Source organism: Pirellulales bacterium (assembly GCA_019694435.1).
Classification (GTDB): Bacteria; Planctomycetota; Planctomycetia; order Pirellulales; family JAEUIK01; genus JAIBBZ01.
The window spans coordinates 221,832-242,678 of record JAIBBZ010000004.1 but is presented as its reverse complement, the minus strand read 5'-3'; the positions used below and the strand labels follow the sequence as shown (position 1 = coordinate 242,678).

General features: G+C 64.7%; 9 protein-coding genes. 6 read left to right on the top strand and 3 right to left on the bottom strand.

Annotated features, from left to right (window positions below):
* Nucleotides 1-19: 19 nt before the first annotated feature.
* Nucleotides 20-2,629: a hypothetical protein gene (locus K1X74_06025; GenBank protein MBX7165890.1), complete on the bottom strand. Its 2,610-nt coding sequence runs from the start codon at nucleotides 2,627-2,629 to the stop codon at nucleotides 20-22.
* 210 nt (nucleotides 2,630-2,839) lie between these two features.
* Between K1X74_06025 and K1X74_06020 the strand changes: the two genes are divergently transcribed.
* Both K1X74_06020 and K1X74_06015 read left to right on the top strand, forming a co-directional pair.
* Nucleotides 2,840-3,739, top strand: coding sequence for a carbon-nitrogen hydrolase family protein (locus K1X74_06020; protein ID MBX7165889.1), 900 nt, complete (start codon nucleotides 2,840-2,842; stop codon nucleotides 3,737-3,739).
* Between the two features lie 130 nt (nucleotides 3,740-3,869).
* Nucleotides 3,870-5,477, top strand: a complete 1,608-nt coding sequence (locus K1X74_06015; GenBank protein MBX7165888.1) for a CehA/McbA family metallohydrolase — start codon at nucleotides 3,870-3,872, stop codon at nucleotides 5,475-5,477.
* Between the two features lie 256 nt (nucleotides 5,478-5,733).
* Here the strand turns inward: K1X74_06015 and K1X74_06010 are convergent, their stop codons facing one another.
* Together K1X74_06010 and K1X74_06005 are read right to left on the bottom strand one after the other, a co-directional pair.
* Nucleotides 5,734-7,170: a DUF1501 domain-containing protein gene (locus K1X74_06010; GenBank protein ID MBX7165887.1), complete on the bottom strand. Its 1,437-nt coding sequence runs from the start codon at nucleotides 7,168-7,170 to the stop codon at nucleotides 5,734-5,736.
* An 11-nt stretch (nucleotides 7,171-7,181) separates the two neighbouring features.
* Nucleotides 7,182-9,809, bottom strand: a complete 2,628-nt coding sequence (locus K1X74_06005; GenBank protein ID MBX7165886.1) for a PSD1 and planctomycete cytochrome C domain-containing protein — start codon at nucleotides 9,807-9,809, stop codon at nucleotides 7,182-7,184.
* 674 nt (nucleotides 9,810-10,483) lie between these two features.
* Here K1X74_06005 and K1X74_06000 point away from each other — a divergent pair.
* The 4 genes from K1X74_06000 (at nucleotide 10,484) to K1X74_05985 (ending at nucleotide 20,782) form a co-directional block, all read left to right on the top strand.
* A complete protein-coding gene (locus K1X74_06000) occupies nucleotides 10,484-12,601 on the top strand; it encodes a prolyl oligopeptidase family serine peptidase (protein ID MBX7165885.1) in 2,118 nt (705 codons plus the stop codon).
* Between the two features lie 235 nt (nucleotides 12,602-12,836).
* A complete protein-coding gene (locus K1X74_05995; protein ID MBX7165884.1) occupies nucleotides 12,837-13,424 on the top strand; it encodes a sigma-70 family RNA polymerase sigma factor in 588 nt (195 codons plus the stop codon).
* Nucleotides 13,425-13,644: 220 nt separating this feature from the next.
* Entirely contained in the window at nucleotides 13,645-14,886 is a 1,242-nt protein-coding gene (locus K1X74_05990; protein MBX7165883.1) for a protein kinase, read from the top strand.
* 37 nt (nucleotides 14,887-14,923) lie between these two features.
* A complete protein-coding gene (locus K1X74_05985; GenBank protein ID MBX7165882.1) occupies nucleotides 14,924-20,782 on the top strand; it encodes a DUF1080 domain-containing protein in 5,859 nt (1,952 codons plus the stop codon).
* Nucleotides 20,783-20,847 lie beyond the last annotated feature (65 nt).

Genomic DNA, 20,847 nt, shown 5'->3' with positions numbered 1-20,847 from the left:
TTCGCACGGGCAAGGTGTTTCACTCTTCCAGCCGGATGAGCCGTGCCGGCCCGAACAATCCGCCGCTGCGCGACTCGAACTCGAAGCGCAGCGCTCGCGCATGATAGGGGCCAGGCCAGCCGGCCCCCGACTTTTGGCCCCAAGCCTCTTGCGTGCGCTGGGACGTGATGGCATTGGCCAACGTGTTGGCAACTTCGACTTCGAGCTCGAAACTTTCGCGAGCGCCCAGGTCGGGCAAGGCCACGACCCAGGGGGCCCACAACAGGTCGCCAACGCGCTGGCCATCGACCGACACGCGGGCGGCAAAATCGACCCGCCCCAGGTCAATGCCCAGCGGCTGGTCCCGCATGTTGACCGGGATCTCGACCTGGCGCCGGTAGATGACCCGGCCAGAGAAATCTGGGCCCAGCCACGATTTCCAGTCGGCGAGCGCGACCGGGCGAAACTCCGCCACCGGATCGACGAGTTCGTAGTCGTGTTCGCCGATGCGATGCTCGCGTGAGACCCGGGCCTCCCAACCGTCGACCAGATCGACGGCCTCGCCCAGGCGCCACTCGGGCTGCAAGGGCAGATCGGCCGGAGCGGCATCGGCAAACACCAACAGCAGCGATTGCCCCGGGCCGAGCGTCACGGAAATTTCCGTGCCCTGGTCGTCGCGTTGGATGTCGCGCGGGACCCGCGCCTGGCCGGTCGCAGGCAAGACTTCGACAGGCGCGCCCACCAGAGGTACCCGTAATCGCCCCCGATAGTTGGCCACTCCCTCGTTCCAGATAAACGCCGCGCCGCCGTTCGGCCAGCGGCGCAAACAGACCCGAAGGTCTTGGCTCTCCGGTGAGAGCACGATCGTCTGCGGAATCGTCTCGACACATTGCCGTAGCTCGGGCGCCTCGTCGCCACGAATGATCGTGCCGCCGGCGGCGCGAAACGCGTCGAGGCGTGCGCGAGCCGGCTTGCTGATCCATTGCGTTGGCCCCAGCACAATCGAGCGATAGCGCATCGACCCGGCGACCATCGCGCCGTGCTCGATGCGCGTCGCCGGGTCGGCGAGCACGTCGTCATCGATGATGTCGAAGTCGCATTGCCGCGCGAAGAGTGCGGCCGCCAATTCCTCATGGGCTCGCACGGCCGGGCTCGCGCCCCCCAGGGCCCACATGTCGCGCACGGGATAGTAGAGCGCCACATCGATGACCGGCTCGCCGCAGGCCAACACGTATCCCAAGCGAGCCACGTAACGATGCAGCTCGGGCAGGAAATCCCACAACGGATCGACGGGCCCAAAATGGGGCCGTTCGCCCGGCATCAGGTGATCTTGCGTGCTGAGTGGATAGCAGCCGGCGACGAGCAGGTTGAGCCCGCGCACATACTGATAGTCGATCAACCACTTCATCTGCGCCGGCGTGAGGCCGTTGCCATAGACGCAAAACGATTCGGTGAGGGCCAGATGCCCGCCATTCTGATGTGCCGCGGCCGAGGCGTATTTGGCAAAGTGATGGTTGCGCTGCCCGGGGAACACCTGCCTCCAGATGATGTCGACTCCGGGCACGTCCATCGCGCGCAATTGCCGCATCACGTGTCCAAAACCATAGCGGACGCAGCCGTCGGTTTCGTCATCGCCACCCAGATGGCCGCCGTGCGCCAGGCCGAGCGATCGGCTCCACGCGCGCAAGGGGTCGAAATAGGCCGTGCGAAAACGACTCGACCAGAAATCGAAGAAATCGACGCGGGCCTGCTGCTCGCTCGGAGCAAGATCGGCGGACGGCGGCCGGTCGAAGGCCGTCAGGCTGTCGGTCAGTTCGTAGCCCGATCGCCGGCGGAACAACTCGTCGGCCCCAGTCGTCCAAGGAATCTGCTTGCCTGGCGTGACGGCGCTGACCGCCGGTTCGTCCGTAAACACCATCTGAACCGTGTGCCCAAAATGCCGGCCGATCGCGGCGCGATATCGTTCGTGCGTGAGCGCGATGAAAGTCGCCGTCGTCTCGGGATTCAAAAGATCCGTAAAGCCTTCGCGCCGCGCTGGATGCCAGGCCCCCGCTGCGTCGCGCTCGAGCAGTTGGGCGGTCAGGTCGCGACGCGCCTCGAGAATGCGGCCCGTGGCTTGGCCGGAAGGCCAGCCCCCTTCGTCGTACATCCAATAGTGCATTCCCAAGCGCGCCGCTTCGTCCACTGCCTGCGTCACCGCATCGAAGAACTTGGGCGACAGGTACGGAGGATCGAGCCGATTGTTGGTCGAGTCGGGCCGAAACTCGTGCGGCATCGGGATTGTGCATACGCTGCGCGCGTCGTGCGCGCGCATGTCGCGCAACTGTCGCAGCATCGCGTCCCCGCCCAGCGGCCCGTTCCAGAGCCACAGGTAGGCAGGCCAGAAGAGCGGCTCCGGCTCGTCGAGGGCGGCCCAGGAGAATTCCCGCGCGGCGATCGACGCGGGCGGCGGGCTGGTCGGCGATGCGGCCAGCGCCGCCGCCGTCAGCCAGATCGGCGCGAAACATGCGGACAGTCGCCACACCATTCTGAATAGCCGGAATCGCATCGTCTTGAGCTGCTCGGGTTCGATCGCTGCGGCTGCGAAGTCAGAATACTCAGCATCCCAGTCGGGCGAGCCGTACAGGCCTGCGATCAGGGCGTCGCCCAAATGGCGAACATTTGACGCGCAAGACCAGCCAACACGCAAGGGCGGCACGGCAAAAGAACGGCCAGGACTGCACGTTGGCGAATCAGACGGTGCTTGAAATCGTCTGATATGCTGGGTGAGTTGTTCCCGCTGCGAAGGCGTCGCGGGCAATTGGGAAACGTTGCCGTGCAGCATGGGTCCAGGTAGACGTTGCCAGCGGGGATGTCACGCATGCATTCGAAAGCACACACCTGTCACCACCCTGGCACCCTGCGTGACGTCGCGATCTTGCTGGCGGCGTGCTGTCTGGTGTCGAACGAATCGAGCGTGGTGGCCCAAGCTGCTCGCCCAACGCCGGCACCTGCTGCGCCGACAACGAAGGTGGCCGGCATCGTGCTCAAGTGGATTCGACAAGACAAGGAAGCCAATTGGCAGCGCGTCGAACCCTTGATTCGCCGGGCAACCGCCGACGGCGCCCAGCTTATCTGTACGACGGAGTGCTTCCTCGACGGTTACGCGATCGCGGACAAGACCATTCCCCTGGAAGAATATCAACGGCTCGGCGAACCGATTCCCGCAGGCAAATACTTCCGCAAACTGGCTGCGTTGGCGGACGAACTTGAGATCTACCTGGTCGCCGGCATGCTCGAGGCCGACGGCCCGCTGCGATACAACACGGCCGTGCTGCTCGGTCCCGACGGCGCGCTGGTGGGGAAGTATCGCAAGCAGAAACTGCAGCACGAGTTGGTGCGCAACACCCCGGGCGTAGATTCGCCGGTGTTCGACACCGCGCTGGGGAAGATCGGCATTATGATTTGCGCCGATCGCACCGAACCGGAGATCGTGCGAAAGATCTCCGATTCGGGGGCCGATTTTCTGGTCTGCCCATCGGGCGGAATGTTCGGCACGATTAAGAACGACCCGATCGTACAAGCTCGCTCACGCGAGAATCACAAATTCATCCTGTTCGTGCATCCTGCAGAATTTCTGGTGACGCGCCCGGACGGCACCAATGCCGTGCAGCAGATCGTGGGAGATCGGCTGTTGATCGATGCTGCCGAACGTAATGGCCCGAGCGATGAGCCGGCAATCTATTATTTTGATCTGCCGCGATTCGATGCGGACCGTTGAACTCGTCGGCGCTGACTCGATCCGACGCTCGTGCGGACGAGGCCCGGGTTTGCGGACCGTAGCTCCTTCATGCCTTGACGCCCGCCTGCCAGCTTGCCGCAGCTCGATCGATTGCGAGCGAGGTTCGCACATGTTGCGTTCTCCGCTCCTGGGGCCGCTACGCGTCTTGGCAATTCTCCTCGGGATCGCGGCGGCAAGTTGCCGCGCCACCGAAACGGCCGGCGCGACGTGTGCGCTGCACATCCAATTGACCGATGCGGCGACAGCCCAGGAAGTGCCTGGGATCGTTCAGCTTAGATCCGCCGACGGGCGGGTCGTCGAGATCGCCGAGCTACTTAATCGCGGGCAAGGCGTGGAAGAACCCGGTCCGGTACATGATTGGTGGGTCTTGCCGGGGCCTCGCGTCGTGACGGTGCCGGCAGAGCCGCTCTCGATCGCGGCGCTGTCCGGGTTGGAGACCGAGCAGGTCGTCAAGTCCATCGACTTGACCGGCAAGCACGAGGCGGCGCTCGAGATCGCCTTGCCGCGCATTGGTCACCTCGGACGCGACGGCTACCTGGCTGGCAACACGCACCTGCATCTTCGCAAACTCAGCCAGCAACAGGCCGATCGCTATTTGTGCGAAGTGCCCCGGGCCGATGGGCTGGCGATTGTTTTCGTCTCGTATCTGGAGCGGGCCGATGCCGATCTGGAATACACGAGCAACAAATACACCCCCGCCGATCTGGCGCGCCTCTCGAGCGCCGAGGTGCGCTGGGGCTACGGCCAGGAACTCCGGCACAACTTCGGGGCATACGGCGAAGGCTATGGGCACGTGCTGCTGCTCGATATTCCCGGGGTGATTCAACCCGTGAGCATCGGCCCAGGAATCACCCGGCGCGGGTTTGATTCGCCGCCGCTAAGAACAGGTATCGACGAGGCGCGACGGCTGGGCGGTAAGGCCATTTGGGCCCACAATCGTCGCGGATTCGAAGACGCGCCGAACTTCATCCTCGGCCGGCTCGATGCGAACAACGTCTGCGACGGCAACCGGCACGGCAGCTACGAAGAGCCCTATTACCAGTATCTCAATCTCGGTCTGAAGGTGCCGTTGAGCACGGGCACCGATTGGTTTCTCTACGATTGGTCGCGGGCGTACGTGATGGCGGATCGCGCGGCTACGCCGACCGAGTGGCTCGATCGACTCGCCGAGGGCAGGTCCTTTGTCACCAATGGACCGCTCCTGGAATTCACGGTCGAGAATTGCGCCCCGGGGAGTCGAATCGAGCTCGACGGTCCGCGGCGATTGAAAGTGACCGGCGGTGCCGTTGGCCGGGCAGATTTCCAGCGGATCGAGCTGGTGCAAAACGGCCGTGTCGTGCAGCATGCGGACGCAGTGTCCGAGGGAGCGCACTTCCTGGCGATGCTCGACAGCACGATCGACGTCGACGCGCCGAGTTGGCTGGCGCTGCGCGTTCGGCCCCCGTCGGTCGATGGCAACCCCGAGTCGACCGTGCCGATCGGCAAGAATGAATTCGGTGGCGATCTGTTTGCGCATACTAGCCCGATCTACATCGACCTGGCGGGAAAGGGCCCGTTCGACGAGCCAACGGCGCGGCGCCTCATCGCCCAGATGAAGTCGGATTGGGAGCAGATTCAGGCGGTGGCCCGCTTTGGCGATCGCGCCCAACGGGAACGCGTGGGGCAGGTCTACCAAGAGGCGATCGAGACGTTGCAACGACGACTTGCCGAGCGGTGATCCGCGGTGGTCGCCCGCCGCCGGAGTGAGCAACGCGGCCGCCGACCGGCGGCACCGGCAGCCACGTCGTGGCTTGCGCACGATGGTCGAGTCCTGCGCAAGCTGGCGGTGCCCTGCCCCCCTAAGAATCGGTCCGGGCCGAGGGTGACAGGCTTTCGACGGGAGACCCGGGAAGGATGGTCAATATGGCTCGCCGGCGCTTCGCGGCCGAACAACTCGGCGGACTGTTGCGGCGGGCTTGCCAACCAGCGCGCGGTCAGATCGCCTGTTTCAAGATCGGACCGACGACGTTGACGGTTTGTCCGTCCATCAGGCTGCCGGTGCCCGTGGGGCGCGCGAACGACGTCTGGGCGCTGTCGATGCCCAACAGGTGCAGTAGCGTGGCGTGATACTCGTGGTGCGAGACGGTGTCGGCGACCGCCTTGTGGCCCAATTCGTCGGTGGCGCCGTGCACGCAGCCACCGCGAATTCCGCCGCCAGCCAGCCACATGCTGAAACCGTAGGTGTTATGATCGCGGCCGATGTTCTGCTCGTTTTGAATCACCGGCAGCCGGCCCATTTCGCCGCCCCAGTGCACGAGGGTCGAATCAAGCAGGCCGCGCTGTTTGAGATCTTGCACCAGCGCGGCGCTCGGTTGATCCGTTCGCCGGCAAACTTGCGGCAGAGACTTGATGATGTTGCCGTGATGGTCCCACGTCTGGTTGCCGGTGAAAATCTGCACAAACCGCACCCCGCGTTCAACCAACCGCCGGGCAATCAGGCACCGCGAGCCATAGTCACGCGTCTCCGGGTCGTCGAGCCCATACAGGCGGTGCGTCGCCTCGGTCTCGGCTTCGATGGCGAGCGCCTCTTTGGCGGCCACCTGCATGCGTGCCGCCAGCTCGTAGCTTTGAATCCGCGCCGCGAGGTCCTGCTCACGCGGATGCTCGGCCAGGTGGGTCTCGTTCAATTGATGCAGGTAGGCCAGAAAGGATTCCTGCGCGCGGCCACGCAGATGCTCGGGCGGATCGAGGTTCAGAATGCGCGGCTCCTGCGGCCGCACGACGGTCCCTTGATAGATCGACGGCAGCCAACCGTTCTGCCAGTTCTCGACTCCCAATACCGGCAACCCGCCCGGATCGCTGAGCACGACAAACGCCGGCAGGCTCTGGCTTTCGCTCCCCAGGGCGTAGGTCATCCACGAGCCGAGCGAAGGCCGGCCCGGCTGAATATTGCCCGTGTTGAGGGCGTTGATCGATTGGCCGTGATTGTTCACGTCGGTATGCATCGAGCGGATCAGGCAGATCTCGTCGGCCACCGAGCCCAAATGCGGCAACAGCTCACTCAACTCCATGCCACACTGGCCTTGTGGGGCGAATTTCCAGGGGCTTCCGAACAGCTTGGCGCTGGCCTCGGCCGCGTTGTCGTACTTGATCTCGCCGGAATAAGTCTGCAGATGCCGCCGCGTCAGCTCGGGCTTGAGATCGAACAGATCGATGTGGCTCGGCCCACCTTGCATGAACATCGAAATCATGGCCCTGGCCCGCGGCTCGCGGGCCGGGGATCGCGGCCGCAGGTCGTATTGTTCGCGGTCCAGCCTCGGCATCGGCGGGACCGCGTGCGCCCGATCACACGCCAGCAGATGTGCCAGTGCGACGCCGCCGAGGCCGAAGATTTGTTGGCCGAGAAAGTGGCGTCGGGTGTAGTGCAACATGGGGACGCCCTTCAATCGACGTACAAGAAGCCGTTGGAGCTGACGAGCGCTTGGCAAAAATGCGCCAGCGCGACGCGGCCCGGCTGCGGCTGATCGGCCAGCAACTTCGCTTGTTCCTGCAGAAACGAAGTTCCCGCGGCCTGCTGGGCGCTCGACGGCTGCTGGGCGAAGGCCAGCAGCCAAGCTCGGCGAACTTGCGCGGCCGGGTCGGCGCCGACTTCGGCCGCGACGCGTTCGGCCATCGTCAAGGCGCTCTGGACCACGAAATCGCTGTTCATCATCAGCAGCGATTGCGGCGCGACGGTCGACTGGGCGCGTTTCGAGCAATTCGGCGTCATCAGCGGCGCATCGAAGGATTCGAGCATCCCCAGCGGCATCGTGCGGCGCACACACACGTAGATGCTGCGGCGGAATTCATCCTCACCGAGCGACACGAACCGACCCGAGGGCCGACCGGCAGAATCGCGCGTATCGACGCCCACGACAATTTGCCCCACTTCGTCCGGCATCACCGAAACCGACGGGCCAAACATCCGATTCGACAATTGGCCGCTCGCCGCCAACAGCGCGTCGCGAATCACCTCGGCCTCCAGCCGGCGCACGTGCATCCGGCCCAGGAGGAGGTTGTCCGGATCGACGGCGTCGAGTTCTTCGCGCCGCTGCGACGATTGGCGATAGGCGGTCGAGAGCACGACCTGGCGGTGCCAGCGCTTCAGCCTCCAGCCGGCGCGCATGAAATCGTCGGCCAGCCAATCCAGCAGCGCGGGATGCGAGGGGGCCTCGCCGAGCATGCCAAAATCCGCCACCGTCGCGACCAGCCCGCGACCAAAATGCTGCATCCAGAATCGATTCACCAGGACCCGGGCCACGAGCGGATGCCGTCCGTTGGTGAGATGCCGTGCATAGGCCAGCCGGCGGCCGGTCGTCGGCAGGGTCGGATCGTCGACGGCAATTGTGCAGTCGTTGGCCGGCAGGATCGACAGTTCGCCGGGAGCGAGCTCCTGCCGTGGCTGATTGAAGTCGCCGCGGTAGAACAGCCGAGTCACCGGCGGCGGGCTGGTCGGCTCGGTCAGACATTGGACCAGGTCGTCGGCCGGACGTCTGGCCGACGCGGCCGCGAGGAGCTGGTCCCACTTGTTCGTGAAACCGTTCAGTCGATCCGGAAGGTAGAGATAGACGCTGCCCCGGTCGACATTCAGGAAGGGGTATTGCTTGATCAGTTGTTGCTGGTCGTCGGTCCGCTGATCGGTCGGGGTATCGCGCGCCGCGCGGGCCGCAGGCTGAATCTCGGCCGGCAGCTTGGCGAGCTCGCGTGCGAATGTCTCGGCAACGAGGGCATCGAGCTCGGCGGTCCGCTGCTTATTCAGATTGGCCAGTCCGGCTTCGACAGCGGCGGCCAACTCGCGCACGTCGTCCGGCCAGAGCGAGACCAGTCGTGCCGCGGGGGTAAGCCATTTCTGACAATCGTACGCCGGCTCGAAAATCGCGCGCAGCCGATAGTAGTCGGCCTGCCGGATCGGATCATACCGATGATCGTGGCATTGCGCGCAGCCGACCGACAAGCCCAACAGCGCCGTCGAAACGATCTTGATCGTGTCGGCCAGCACTTCATTCCGGGCCGTCGGTTGGTCAACGTCGCTATCCGAGGTCCCGTCGGGCCCCATGCGCAGCAAACCGGTGGCGATCAGGCAATCGGCCTGCTGAGGCGAGAGATTCGCGTAGGGCGGCGCAAGCAATTCGTCCCCGGCCAGTTGCTCGACGAGGAATTCGTTCCACGGCTTGTCGTTATTCAGCGCTCGGATCACATAGTCGCGGTAGCGATAGGCCCATTTGCGTTCGGCGTCTTTCTCGCTGTAGCCGTCGCTGTCGGCATAGCCGGCCACGTCGAGCCAGTGACGGCCCCAGCGCTCGCCGTAAGCAGGCGAGGCGAGCAGGCGCTCGACGAGTTGGTCGTAAGCATCAGGCGCCGGATCGGCGACAAACGCTTCGATTTCTGCCGGCGTCGGAGGTAAACCGGTCAGGTCGAAGTGCAACCGGCGCATTAGCGTGGCGCGATCGGCCAGCGGACCAAAACTGAGACCCTGCTTTTCCAATTCGGCCAACAGGAAGGCATCGATCGGCGTCGCGACCAGGTCGGGCCGCGTGACTGGCGGCAGCGGCGGTCGACGGATCGGCTGAAACGACCAGTGCAAACGCTCGGCGTCGCTGAACAAACTGCCCGGGGCCAGCGCGGCTGGTTCGGCACTGGAGGGCAACGCGCCCTGGTCGATCCAGCGGGCGATCAATTGCACGTCGGCGGGCGAGAGCTTCTTTTCGCCCGGCGGCATTTCGCCGGCCGCGATGCGTTGATAGAGCAGGCTCTCGTCGTGCCGTCCGGGAACGATGGCGGGCCCCGAATCGCCTCCGCTGAGGAGCAGCCGTACCAGCCGCGTGTCGAGCGTGCCTTGCCGCTCTTCTTCCTCGCCATGGCAATGCCAGCAATGTGCCTTCAAGATCGGCCGGATCTGGACATCGAACGAGATCGCGTCGGCGGGCAGACTGGATGCGGCGGAAGTCACGTTTTCCGCTGCCCAAAGTCTCTCGCCCTGGATCAGCAGCGGGACGACCATGCCGACAAGAACCAACAGGTGTCGCAGCATGGCGGGAGGTCCGAAAGCGACAGATTCTGGGGCGGGACGATCCGGCCGCGGAAGCACGGCGGCCACAACTGATTCTAAATCTCTCCGGGGGAATGGTTCAAGAAATGCCAGGGCGCGGCTATGCGAACGCCGGTCAACAGGCATCCATCACGGGTCTGTCGGTGCTCGTCGATCGCGCTCCGCTCGGGACGGGCACGCACAGCATGAGCTTGCGGTTCCCGGCTTCGAATCGTTGGAGCCGCCGCGCCTGGGCGGCGATTTACCCGGCGAATTTCGTCTTCCAGCGGCAAATCGTCGGCTCGCCGTGTTCCAGCATGCGGACGATCACGGCCGCTGCCGTACCTGTCTCGGCCGGTCGCAACGCCAAGGCGATCGCCGCTTGCGTGGAGCGATTCAGCGTTACGCTTCGGGGCGCTCCTCAAGTCGCAAGCGACGGAACCATTTCGCGTTCCGCGCAGCTCAAGCAGCCGGTGGTCAGGTCATCCCCAGGAGATGTTTCTCTGTGTCCATCGTCGACGCCTTTGTATCTTAGGGCCGAGTGGATCGCGTCGCCCCAAGCCTGTTTGCTGGGTCAACGAAGTGCCGCCAAGATTTTCCTCGAACAAGACCAGTCCTTCGCCGTGGCTGACCCCAGCGCGCGGCGACGATGAACCGCCGCGAGGCAGGAGGAATCGATGATCGATCGAGCTGAGAGACGATGGCGCCGAGATCGCCCGCTGCGCAGCACGAACCTCCGGGCGGTGCGAAACGCCGACCAAAAGTGGCGTTTCGCGGGGGTCGTCGCCTGGCTGGTGCTTCTGGGCTCCGCGCAAGCGAGCGCAGACACCACCCTGATCCCACGCCGCGCTCTGTTCGTCGATGCGGACCGGCCGGTCGCCGTGCTGAGCCCCGACGGGGAGCGGATCGCCTACATTGAGATTCAAGATGGAACGCGAACGGCCTGGGTCGCCCCCTCGGACGACCCGGATGCGCGCACGCGCGTCGCACTGCTCGATCAGGGCCAACCCTTGGGTCTCTGGTGGTCGGCCGACGGTCAGCGCCTACTCGTGCAACAGCAAGTCCGCGACGGCGTGCGGCTCGCAAGTTGCGATGCTTCAGGCGCACCAACGATTGACCTGACGCCGCTGCCCGGCGTCAGTGCGCGACTCGAGCGACTGAGCGGCGAACTGCCAGGACAGGCGCTCGTAGCGCTCAATGATCGCGACCCACGGGTTCACGACCACTGGAAAATCGATCTCCTCACCGCCGAAAAAGTGCTCGTCCTGGAACGGAAGGAATTCCGGACCGTGCACTTCGACGCGAGCTACCGGCCGCGCGTCGCGGAGAAAGCGGGGCCTAACGGAACCCTCGAGCTGCTGCGGCGCGCAGACGACGATCAGTGGGTGCCCTTACGTACGCTCGACGTCGATCGTGCCAATGTGCAACGCGCGCCCGGCGCCGGCGTCCAAGGGGTGATCGGCGTGGATGCAGCGGGCGAAGTCTTGTATCTGGTCGACAACGCGGGCCGCGACAAGTCGGCGCTGCTGGCCGTAGATCTGGCGACCGGGCAAGAGACGGTCCTGGCCACCGACGCCGATGCCGATATCCGTCCGATCGCCGTTGTCGATCGGGTGACGGGTCGGGCGCTGGCGGCCACGGCGCAATTCGATCAACTCCGCCGGTACGTGATCGACGAAGCGGTGCGTCGCGACTTTGCACTGCTCGAAGACCACTTCCACGGGCCGGTGGGCACCATCGGGATCAGTGCCCAGGATCGCGCATGGCTGGTCGCTCCCCTCGATGGCGGACCCGTGCGGTTTCACGTGTATCAGCGATCTCGGCAAACCGTCGAGCCGCTGTTCTCAGCCAACCGCGTGCTCGATCAATACCCGCTGGCCCCGCGGTTCGCGCGCGTGGCCACCACGCGCGACGGCCTGCGGCTGCCATGCCATGTCTATTTGCCTCCGGGCACCGACGCCAACGCCGACGGACAGCCCGACGCGCCGCTGCCCACCCTGTTGTTCGTCCACGGTGGTCCCGACGCGGCCTACCCTTGGGACAGTTGGCTAACCAACCGCTGCCTGCAACTGCTGGCGAACCGCGGCTACGCGGCGCTGCGCGTCGAGTTCCGCGGCGCCGGAGGTTTTGGCAAGTCGTTCATCGAGCAAGGCTATCGCGAATGGGGAGGCAAGTCGCAGCAGGATCTCGTCGATTTCGCCCACTGGGCTGTCGACCAGCACATCGCCCAACCAGGCAAAGTCGGCATCTGGGGTTGGTCCTTTGGCGGGTTCTCCACGTTCGCCACAGCGGCCTTCTATCCGGACGAATTCGCCTGTGGGATGGCGCTCTATGGGCTGTCGGACCTGGAACTGTTCGCACGCCGCACGAGCTTGTTGTGGCGCGATACTGCGCTGCGCGTGGGCGATCCTCGGACTCCCGACGGGCTCGAGTTGTTGCGCCGCCAGTCGCCGTTGCATTTCGCCGAACGTGTGACGAGCCCGCTGCTGGTCACACACGGTGGTAAAGATGTCGTGGTTCCCAAGCAACAATCCGATCTCTTTGTTTCGGCACTCGAGCAACATGGCAAGGACGTGACTTATCTCGTTTATCCCGACGAGGGACATGACTATTTTCAGGCGGAAAGCTGGATCTCCTTTTGGGCCGTCGCCGAGCGATTCCTGCACAAGCACTTGGGAGGCAGCTTCGAGCCAACCGCAGACGCCTTTGAAGGGGCGAACCTGCAGGTCCCTGCCGGATGGGAACTCCTCCCCGAGCTGGCGCCCTTTGCAAAGCCGAAGCCGCGCGACTCTTGAGCGAGAAGCTCCACCTGCGGAGCACGGAAGGGCCGTCGAGCAACGCGACGAAGAACTGCGCCAACAACTTTCGTCGGCGCCGTTGTTGACGGACGTCAGCAGGGTCCTTCCGTGACCTCGTGGCTCGGCTCGTTCTGGCGGTTGTGGATGCCCGCCGACCAAGACCGGGTGCCGGCTGGAGGGCTACCCCTTGTTCGATCTCGCGGAACCGTGCCGGCCGCGGCATATTGTTCCCATGGAATTGACTTCTGCCAGTTTGCTCCATCGACTCCAGGGCTCGCCGGCGCATCACGACTGGCAGCGGTTCGTGGAATTGTACGAACCATTTATTCGACGGTTTATCCGGCTCGAACCGCGGCTGGCCGCCGACGCCGACGATCTTTGCCAAGAGGTGATGAAGAAGATTGTCGAGCATCTGCCCGAGTTTCGCCGCCAGCGCGACGGCTCGTTTCGCGCCTGGCTGCGGACCGTGACGGTGCGCGAGGTCAATCTCTACTGGCGGCAGCGCCTGGGCCGCCCGCAGATGCAGGCGCCGGCCGACGATGCGGTGCTAGACGGGCTGCGCGAAGCGAGCCATCCGCTGAGCCAGATGTGGGACCGCGAGCACGCCGATCACGTCGTGCGGCGATTGCAGGAGCTGATCGAGCCGGAATTCACACCAACGAGCTGGCAAGCATTCCGCATGCGGGTGCTCGAGCAGCGTTCGACGGCCGAAGTGGCCCAGGCCCTGGGAATTTCTGCAAACGCCGTCGATATCGCCAAGTCCAGGGTTCTAAGCAGGTTGCGCCTCGAAGCGGCCGGCATGCTGGACGAAATTCTCTGAGCATCGTGAAAGGTTTCGCGCTGGGGCGCATTCTTCTCTTTCGGAAGCCCGATCCCGGCGGCGCGCGGGTTACGCGCACCTGGAGACGAGGGCCGTTTGCTTTGACTGCCCGGCGAGCCCTACGATGATCGCTCTTTTCCGCGCGCGTGCAGGTCGGCGACCGCCCGAGACACACGCGCCGCTGCTGGCATCCTGCGCCGCCGACTCAACGAGGGCAGTCGTGCAGCCAACGCAAAACGGGCACCCCCCGGACGTCGACTTGACCGACTATGCCGTCGGCAAGCTCGACCCATTGCGCGCCGCGTTCGTCGAGCGCCACGTCGAAACCTGTGAACAGTGCCAGGCGGTGATCGCGGCGGCGCCGGTCGACGCGTTCGTCGAGCAGTTGCGCCGCGCCGGGCCGGCCCTGCTGCCGGCCGAGCCGAATCGCGGCGACGGGATTCCCGCCGGTCTCGTCGGCCACGCCAGGTTTCGCGTGCAGAGAAGGCTGGCGCTGGGCGGGATGGGTACGGTTTATCTGGCCGAACACAAGATTCTGGGGGTGCCCGTGGCGCTCAAGGTGGCGCGATTCGATCGGGGCGATCCGCGCGAGGCCCAGGCCCGGCTGATTCAGGAGGCCCGCACCGCCGCCCAATTGGTCCACCCGGCAATTGCTCGGGTGCTCGACGCCGAACAGTTGGACGATATGGCCATGCTGGCGATGGAATATGTCGAGGGAGAGACCTTGGCCGCGCTGGTCACGCGGAAGGGGCCGCTCGGTGTCGAAGAGGCCTGTCGGTGTGTGCGCCAGATCGCCGGCGGGCTCGACCATGCTCACCGCCGCGGCGTCATCCATCGCGACCTCAAGCCGCAGAATCTGATGGTCACGCCCCAGGGCCGCGTGAAGATCCTCGACTTTGGGTTGGGGCGCTACATGCGCGAGCGGAACCAGACGCCGCGGCTGACGCGCGACCGCCAAATGCTCGGCACACCCAACTACGTGGCACCGGAACAGGCGCGCAACGCGCGCAGCGCCGACATTCGCAGTGATCTCTATAGCCTCGGCTGCGTGTTTTATTACCTGTTGGCCGGTGTTCCGCCGTTTTCAGGTCAGCATCCGCTGGAGATCGTGACCAAGCACCAGGAAGCGCCGCCGCCCGACATCAGGGCGCTGCGCCACGACGCGCCGGCGGTCATTGCCGAACTAATCGGTCGGCTGCTGGCCAAGGATCCGGCCGCCCGGCTGCAGTCGCCGCGCGAGCTAGCCGACGCGCTCGATCGGTACTTGGGCGCAAATCCACGATCGCGCAAACAAGATGCCTGCCCGGAGCCGCCGCGGCGCGTGACGAGTAGGACGGCGAGCGCCTTGCGCGCGACGGCCGCCGCGTTCACGCGCGTCGGGTGGCGACGCCTCTGGACGCCGGCCGTCGTACTTCCGCTGTTGACGTCGTTAATTTGTTTGTTAGTGGTGTTGTTGTCGTAAGGCCGCACTCGACGCCGAGAGCAGGGAACCGCGCGCGATGCAGACGGACAAGCAGGCCCATCCTTCGGCATTACGATTGGCGGCCTACGCGTTCAAGCGGCTGGCGGCCGACGAACAGGCCCAGGTCGCCCAGCATCTGACGGCATGTGAGGCGTGCCGCAAGTATCTGGCCGACACCCCGCGCGACGCCCTGGCCGCCGCACTCAAGAATCGCGCGGCGGCGAGCTTTGATCAACAATCGACGCCGGCCTTGTCGCGGAGCTCGACCGTGTTGCCCGAGCCGGCCCAGCCCGCGCAACCCGTTGCCCAACCACAGCGGCCCAAACAGCCCGTGGCCCGGCCGCTCGCCGCGGCGGCATCTGCGGGGCCGTCGCCGGCCTCGGCAGCTCCGTCTGTGGCCCCCTCGCCGGATTCTTCTTCCGCAGCCGTGCCGCGCGAGCTGCTCGAGCAGTCGAAATATCGCGTCGTGCGGCTGCTGGGCCGTGGCGGAATGGGTGCGGTGTACGAGGCCGATCACGAACTGATGCAGCGCAAGGTGGCGATCAAAATCATCAGCCCCAGCCTGATCGAGCATCCGCAGGCTCTCGACCGCTTCAAGCGCGAGGTCATCGCGGCTGCGAAGCTCGACCACCCCAACGTGGCCCGCGCCTACGACGCCGACCAGTTCGGCAAGTTGTGGGCGCTGATCATGGAGTACGTGCCGGGCCGCAGCCTCGACAAATTACTGTCCCAGGTGGGAAGGCTGCCGGTCGACACCGCCTGTCGCTGCATCCGCCAGGCTGCCATCGGCCTGCAGCACGCCCACGATCGAGGCATGGTCCACCGCGATCTGAAGCCACACAACTTGATGCTCACGCCCGACGGCAAGCTCAAGATTCTCGACTTCGGCCTGGCCAAGCTGGTCGAGTCGCGCAAGGCCGGCGATGGTCTGACCGGCGAGCGCGCGACGATGGGCAGTTGTCATTACATGGCTCCGGAACAGGCCCGTGACGCGGCCAAGGCCGATATTCGGGCCGACATCTACAGCCTGGGCTGCACGCTGTACTACCTGATCGCCGGCTGTCCGCCGTTCGACCTGGACACGGAATTCAACGTGCTCTTGGCGCACCAGCAGGAACGGGCGCGTCCGCTCGCCGAGCTGCGCGACGACGTGCCGGCCGAGCTGTCGGCGCTGGTCGACCGGATGTTGTCCAAGGACCCGGCCGAGCGGCCGCAGACGCCGCGCGAAGTAGCCGAGGGCCTGGCCCCGTTCGGCCGCGGCGAGATCGTCGCCGGCCCCAAGACACCCGCCGCGTCGCCCGCCAGTCCCGGCGAGACGCCCGACATGCTGGCGGAGCTGGCCCAGATGGCCCTGGCCCCGCAGCCCGCGAAACAACCGGCGCCGTCGCCCCGCGTGCGCGGCGCACGGCGCTCGCCGCCGCGGTGGCTCTGGCCGGCCTTGGCGGTCGCCGGCTTGTTTGCCGCGATCTCGATCGGCGCCGTGGTGATCAAGCTGCGCACGGCGGACGGGACGATTGTGATCGAAAACCTGCCGGTCGATGTCGAAGTGCAGGTCGACGACCAAAAGGTCAGGCTGACGCGAGAGCAGGAGCAGATCGAGATCGAGGCCGTGACCCAGGGTGAACATCGCATGAAGTTTGTCCGCAACGGCGTGGTTATCTTGACGTCGAGCGCGACGATCGAACTAAGTGGACAACAAGTGCGGATCAAGTTCGACGAGCTGGCCAATGCGGCGACAGCCGAACCGAGTGCGGCCGGCCAGCGCGTAGTCAATCTGCTCGAGAGGGTCGATCTTGAACGTGACGTCGTGGATGGCGAATGGAAACGCAAGGGCAGCGAGATTGTCAGCGAGCCCGGCGGACCTTCGCTGCGTTTGCCCTACCGCCCGCCCTCGGAATACGATTACACGGTCGACTTCACTGTCCATGCCAACGCGAAGGGTAGTGTCGAAGGTGTCGGCCTGGTGCAGCGTTTCGTGTTCGGCGATCGCACATTTGACTGGAATCTTGGCGACGAGAACAACACCCTTTGCAAGTTCTGGTTCCTTGACTGGCGGCGCAATCCTCCCTCGCGCAAGCAGCAACAGACATTGGTTCCGGAAAAGCGGCATACTTCCGTGGTGTCGGTGCGCGAGGGAGTCGTCTACGCCTCACTCGATGGCGAGGAAATCTGCCGCTTCGCGGGAAAGCCCGAGGACGTGACTTTCGATTCCTGGGCGCATTGCGGGCCCGATCGCCTGGGGTTGGCGTCAAGATGTGCGGTGACGGTCCACCGCATCGAAGTGAAGGAGATCAGCGGCAACGGACGAATGATCGAACGGTTGGACATGGCAGCCCAGGCGGGGAAGCTGCAAGAGGCGGTCAAGAAGCTTGGTAAGGGCGCAAGCCGGGGCGTTACGCAGTACAAGCCCGTTTTGTGGAGCGTCGCCTGGTCTCACGTGGCGCAGAATTGCAACCCTGATCATTGGCCTGTGTTGCTCGGCGGCAGGCCCTGCAAGAACTACCTCTTCGCACATGCCCCGAGCATGATCCAATACGACATTCCGCGGGGCGCCATCGGTTTTCGGGCCTTTGGAACCGGGACTCAGACGGGCGATGCACAATGTAAGTGGAGGTTCGTCGCACACGTCGACGACCGCGAGGCGTTCTTCTCGGACCCCGCAGACAATGTCAGTGAGCCGAAGCGAATCGCAATCGAGTTTCCGACAGGTGCCAAGCGCCTCGAACTAGCGGTCGACAGTTTGGGCAATGCTTTTCGCGATCACGCGGTTTGGGCCGAGCCTGAATTCATTTTCCCTGATGAAACGACTGCCGTAACGGCCACACCTCGAATACCCGAAATTCAGATTCCGCGCGACGCGAGACGGATCGATTTGCTCGACCAAGTTCGCGCCGAGCGGGACCGGATATCGGGCGATTGGAGCCAATTGGACGGCGTCTTGCGAGCGGCCGGCGGGATCGGCGACATTCGCGTGATCGAGTGTCCTTACAGGCCTTCGCGCGAATTCGATGTTCGGATGGTTTTCGTACCGACGCAGGACATCGAAATCGCCGGATTCATCGACTTTGAGCCCGAACGCGGGTTCGCTGCCACTGTCGGCGGTTATGGCAACACGGTGGGTGGCTTTGACCTCGTCGACAATCGGGAAACCATCAACAATCCGTCGACAGCACGGTGCTCACATCGCTGGCTCGTGATTGGCAGGCCCTACGAATTACTCCTGCGGGTACGCGACCAGGAATTTGCGCTATTTCTCGACGGAGTTGCGATCTCGACGGTCGACCCCAAGCGACTCTCGCAGCATGAAGCGTTTAAGCGACTGCAGCGCAGCCCATCGCTGGCCGTCGTGAGCAAGATGCCGATCGACGTCCACTCCCTCGAAGTCTTCGAGGTCACCGGCCAGGGCACGATCTTGCATCAGGACGAGCCGGCCGCCGCCACGACGGCGCCCGCGCCGGTGGCCCCGATACCCAACGATGGCTCGCGCGATGCCCACGTGTTCAACGGGCAGTGGACCGTGGACGGTGCGGATCTCGTCCAGGCGGAAACGTCACGCCAAGTCGCCTCGCTCTATTTTGGCGAACCCGATTGGGAGAACTACGACTTCGAGTTCGACGTCCAGGTCACGGAGGGCGATCGCGGCTTCATCTACGCCAGCTTCAACGGCCAGTCGGCCGAACAGCACCGCGTGCTGCGTCTGGGCACATGCGGCTACGACTATCAGGACGTCGACCTGCGTATGCCAGCCAGGGACGAGGAGCGCGTTCCCGGCGCAAGCATGGGTGCCATCGCGCCCGGCGATTGGCACGCCGTCCGCATCGAGGTCCGCGGCGCCAGTTGCAAGTGCTTCCGCGACAGCAAACTTGTCGTCGAGAACACCGACGCGCGCTACGGGCGCGGACGGGTGGCACTGGGCACCTGGGCGACGGCGGCCCGATTTCGCAACGTGCGCGTCAAGGCGCCCGGCGGCACACCGCAATGGGAGGGACCGCCCGCGCTGCCGTCGGGCGCCTCGCCGGTCGACGGCGAGACCTGGACCATCGCCCAGCCCCTGGCAACCGCGCAAGGTCCCCGTGACCTGGCTGTCCTGGCTGGCAGCACCGGCAACCAGGTGCTCTCGAAGCGGACGGACTACAAGGATTTCTTGTTCGACTTCGAAGCGGTGGCCGAGCCGGACACGGAAGCCTGGCTCGTGCTTCGCGCCACCCAGCGCGACGACACCTGGACCGGGCCCACGGCCGTCATGGGCACCGACGTCAACTCGACCGAAGCCGCTGGCATCGCTCTGCACCGTGTGCCACTCGTGGCGGGAAAACCGACCGCACTGCGCGTCGAGATGTCCGGGCAACGGATTCGCATCACGGTCGACGACAACGAGGCGGGCAGCACGACCTACGACCGGCAGAACCTGCCCGAGCAGGGGGCGATCGCCCTGCTCGTCAAACGCGGCGGGCTGGCGGTGCGAAAGCTGATCGCGACCGAGACGAAGACCGAGAACAAGACGGCCACGGCCAGCTCGCCCGAGCCTGCGACTCAAGAGAAGAAGCAGTCCGGATCGGAGCCCAAATTCACGCCGCTGTTCAATGAGCAGGACCTTGCCGGCTGGCAAGTGGTCGACGGGGCGGCGACGGCCTGGCGCGTCGCAGATGGCAAACTCGTCTGCACCGGTGAAGGGGGCGGCTGGTTATCGACTACGACCGAGTATTCCGACTTCGAACTGCAACTCAGTTTTCGCCTGACTGCGGCCGGCAATAGCGGCATTTTCCTGCGTGCACCGCGTCAAGGCAGGCCGGCGATCGACTACCTGGAAGTTCAACTGCTCGACGATGCTGCCCCGCGGTACGCCAATCTCCGTCCGGAGCAATACTGCGGGAGCATCTACGGCCTGGTCGCGGCTGCGCCTCGCGTTTCGCTGCCGGCCGGCAACTGGCAATCGCTGCGCGTGCGCAGCCAGGGTAGCCAGTTGGACGTGTTCCTCAACAGCTCGCAGGTCGTCTCCACGCAGCTCGATGCGTCCAGCCAGCAAGCCCAACAATTCCCGGGCATCGTGCGCGACCGCGGTTTCATCGGACTGCAGAATCACGGGTCGCGCGTCGAGTTCGCCGATATCCAGATTCGCGAACTGCCTAAGCAGCAAGCCGCCACGCGAGCACGGCCCGACAGCGCCGAGCAAAAACTCCGTCAAGAACTGGACGAGTCCAAGCGGGACTATGAGTCGACCACGGCCACGCAGCGTACGAAGCTGGTTGCGCTGTTGACCGAGCGCCAGGCCGCAGCCGTCAAGGCGGGAAAGAGCGATGACGCCGCGAAGATCGCCGCCGAACTGGCGGTTTTCGAACAGTCCGGTACCCTGCCGACGATCGTCAAAGCCACGGAGTACAGGCGCGAAACGGGCCAGGCGCGCAATCGGCTGCTCGCCACATACGACAAATTGATCAAACGCCTGGAGAAGAAGCTCGATCAAGCCAGCGAGGTCTCAGCGCTGCGTGCCGAGCGATTGCAACTGGTTGCGCCCAAGGACGCCAAGCAATCTCGCGGACACTACTATCAGTTCTTTGCCGAAGAGCTGACCTGGCATGAAGCACGCGATCGGTGCGCAGAGTTGGGCGGGCATCTATGGACGATCGCCGATCAGCAAGAGCAGGACTTCGTCGAGCCACTGATTCGTGCATCCGGCAAGACCTGGACCTGGATCGGTGCCTCTGACGAGCAGGCACCAGGTCAATGGATGTGGATCGACGGCCGCCCTCTGGAGTTTGCCAATTGGGGGCGCGACGAGCCGAACTCTGGCAAGGGGCAAGATTTCGGCGCCTTGTCGATCGAATGGAGAAAGAAATGGCACTCCCTACCGTCGTCCGATCCGGCCAAGCCTGGATTCGTCTGCGAGTGGGAATAGAGCGTCCCGTTTCCGCCTGGAACTGTCGTCATTCGCAACCCAAGTCCTCTCAGACCCATCGAATT

Coding starts and splice junctions, on each gene's coding strand:
- K1X74_06000 (MBX7165885.1), top strand. CDS start 10,484: ATGATCGATCGAGCTGAGAGACGATGGCGCCGAGATCGCCCGCTGCGC.
- K1X74_06015 (MBX7165888.1), top strand. CDS start 3,870: ATGTTGCGTTCTCCGCTCCTGGGGCCGCTACGCGTCTTGGCAATTCTC.
- K1X74_06020 (MBX7165889.1), top strand. CDS start 2,840: ATGCATTCGAAAGCACACACCTGTCACCACCCTGGCACCCTGCGTGAC.
- K1X74_06005 (MBX7165886.1), bottom strand. CDS start 9,809: ATGCTGCGACACCTGTTGGTTCTTGTCGGCATGGTCGTCCCGCTGCTG.
- K1X74_05985 (MBX7165882.1), top strand. CDS start 14,924: ATGCAGACGGACAAGCAGGCCCATCCTTCGGCATTACGATTGGCGGCC.
- K1X74_05995 (MBX7165884.1), top strand. CDS start 12,837: ATGGAATTGACTTCTGCCAGTTTGCTCCATCGACTCCAGGGCTCGCCG.
- K1X74_06010 (MBX7165887.1), bottom strand. CDS start 7,170: ATGTTGCACTACACCCGACGCCACTTTCTCGGCCAACAAATCTTCGGC.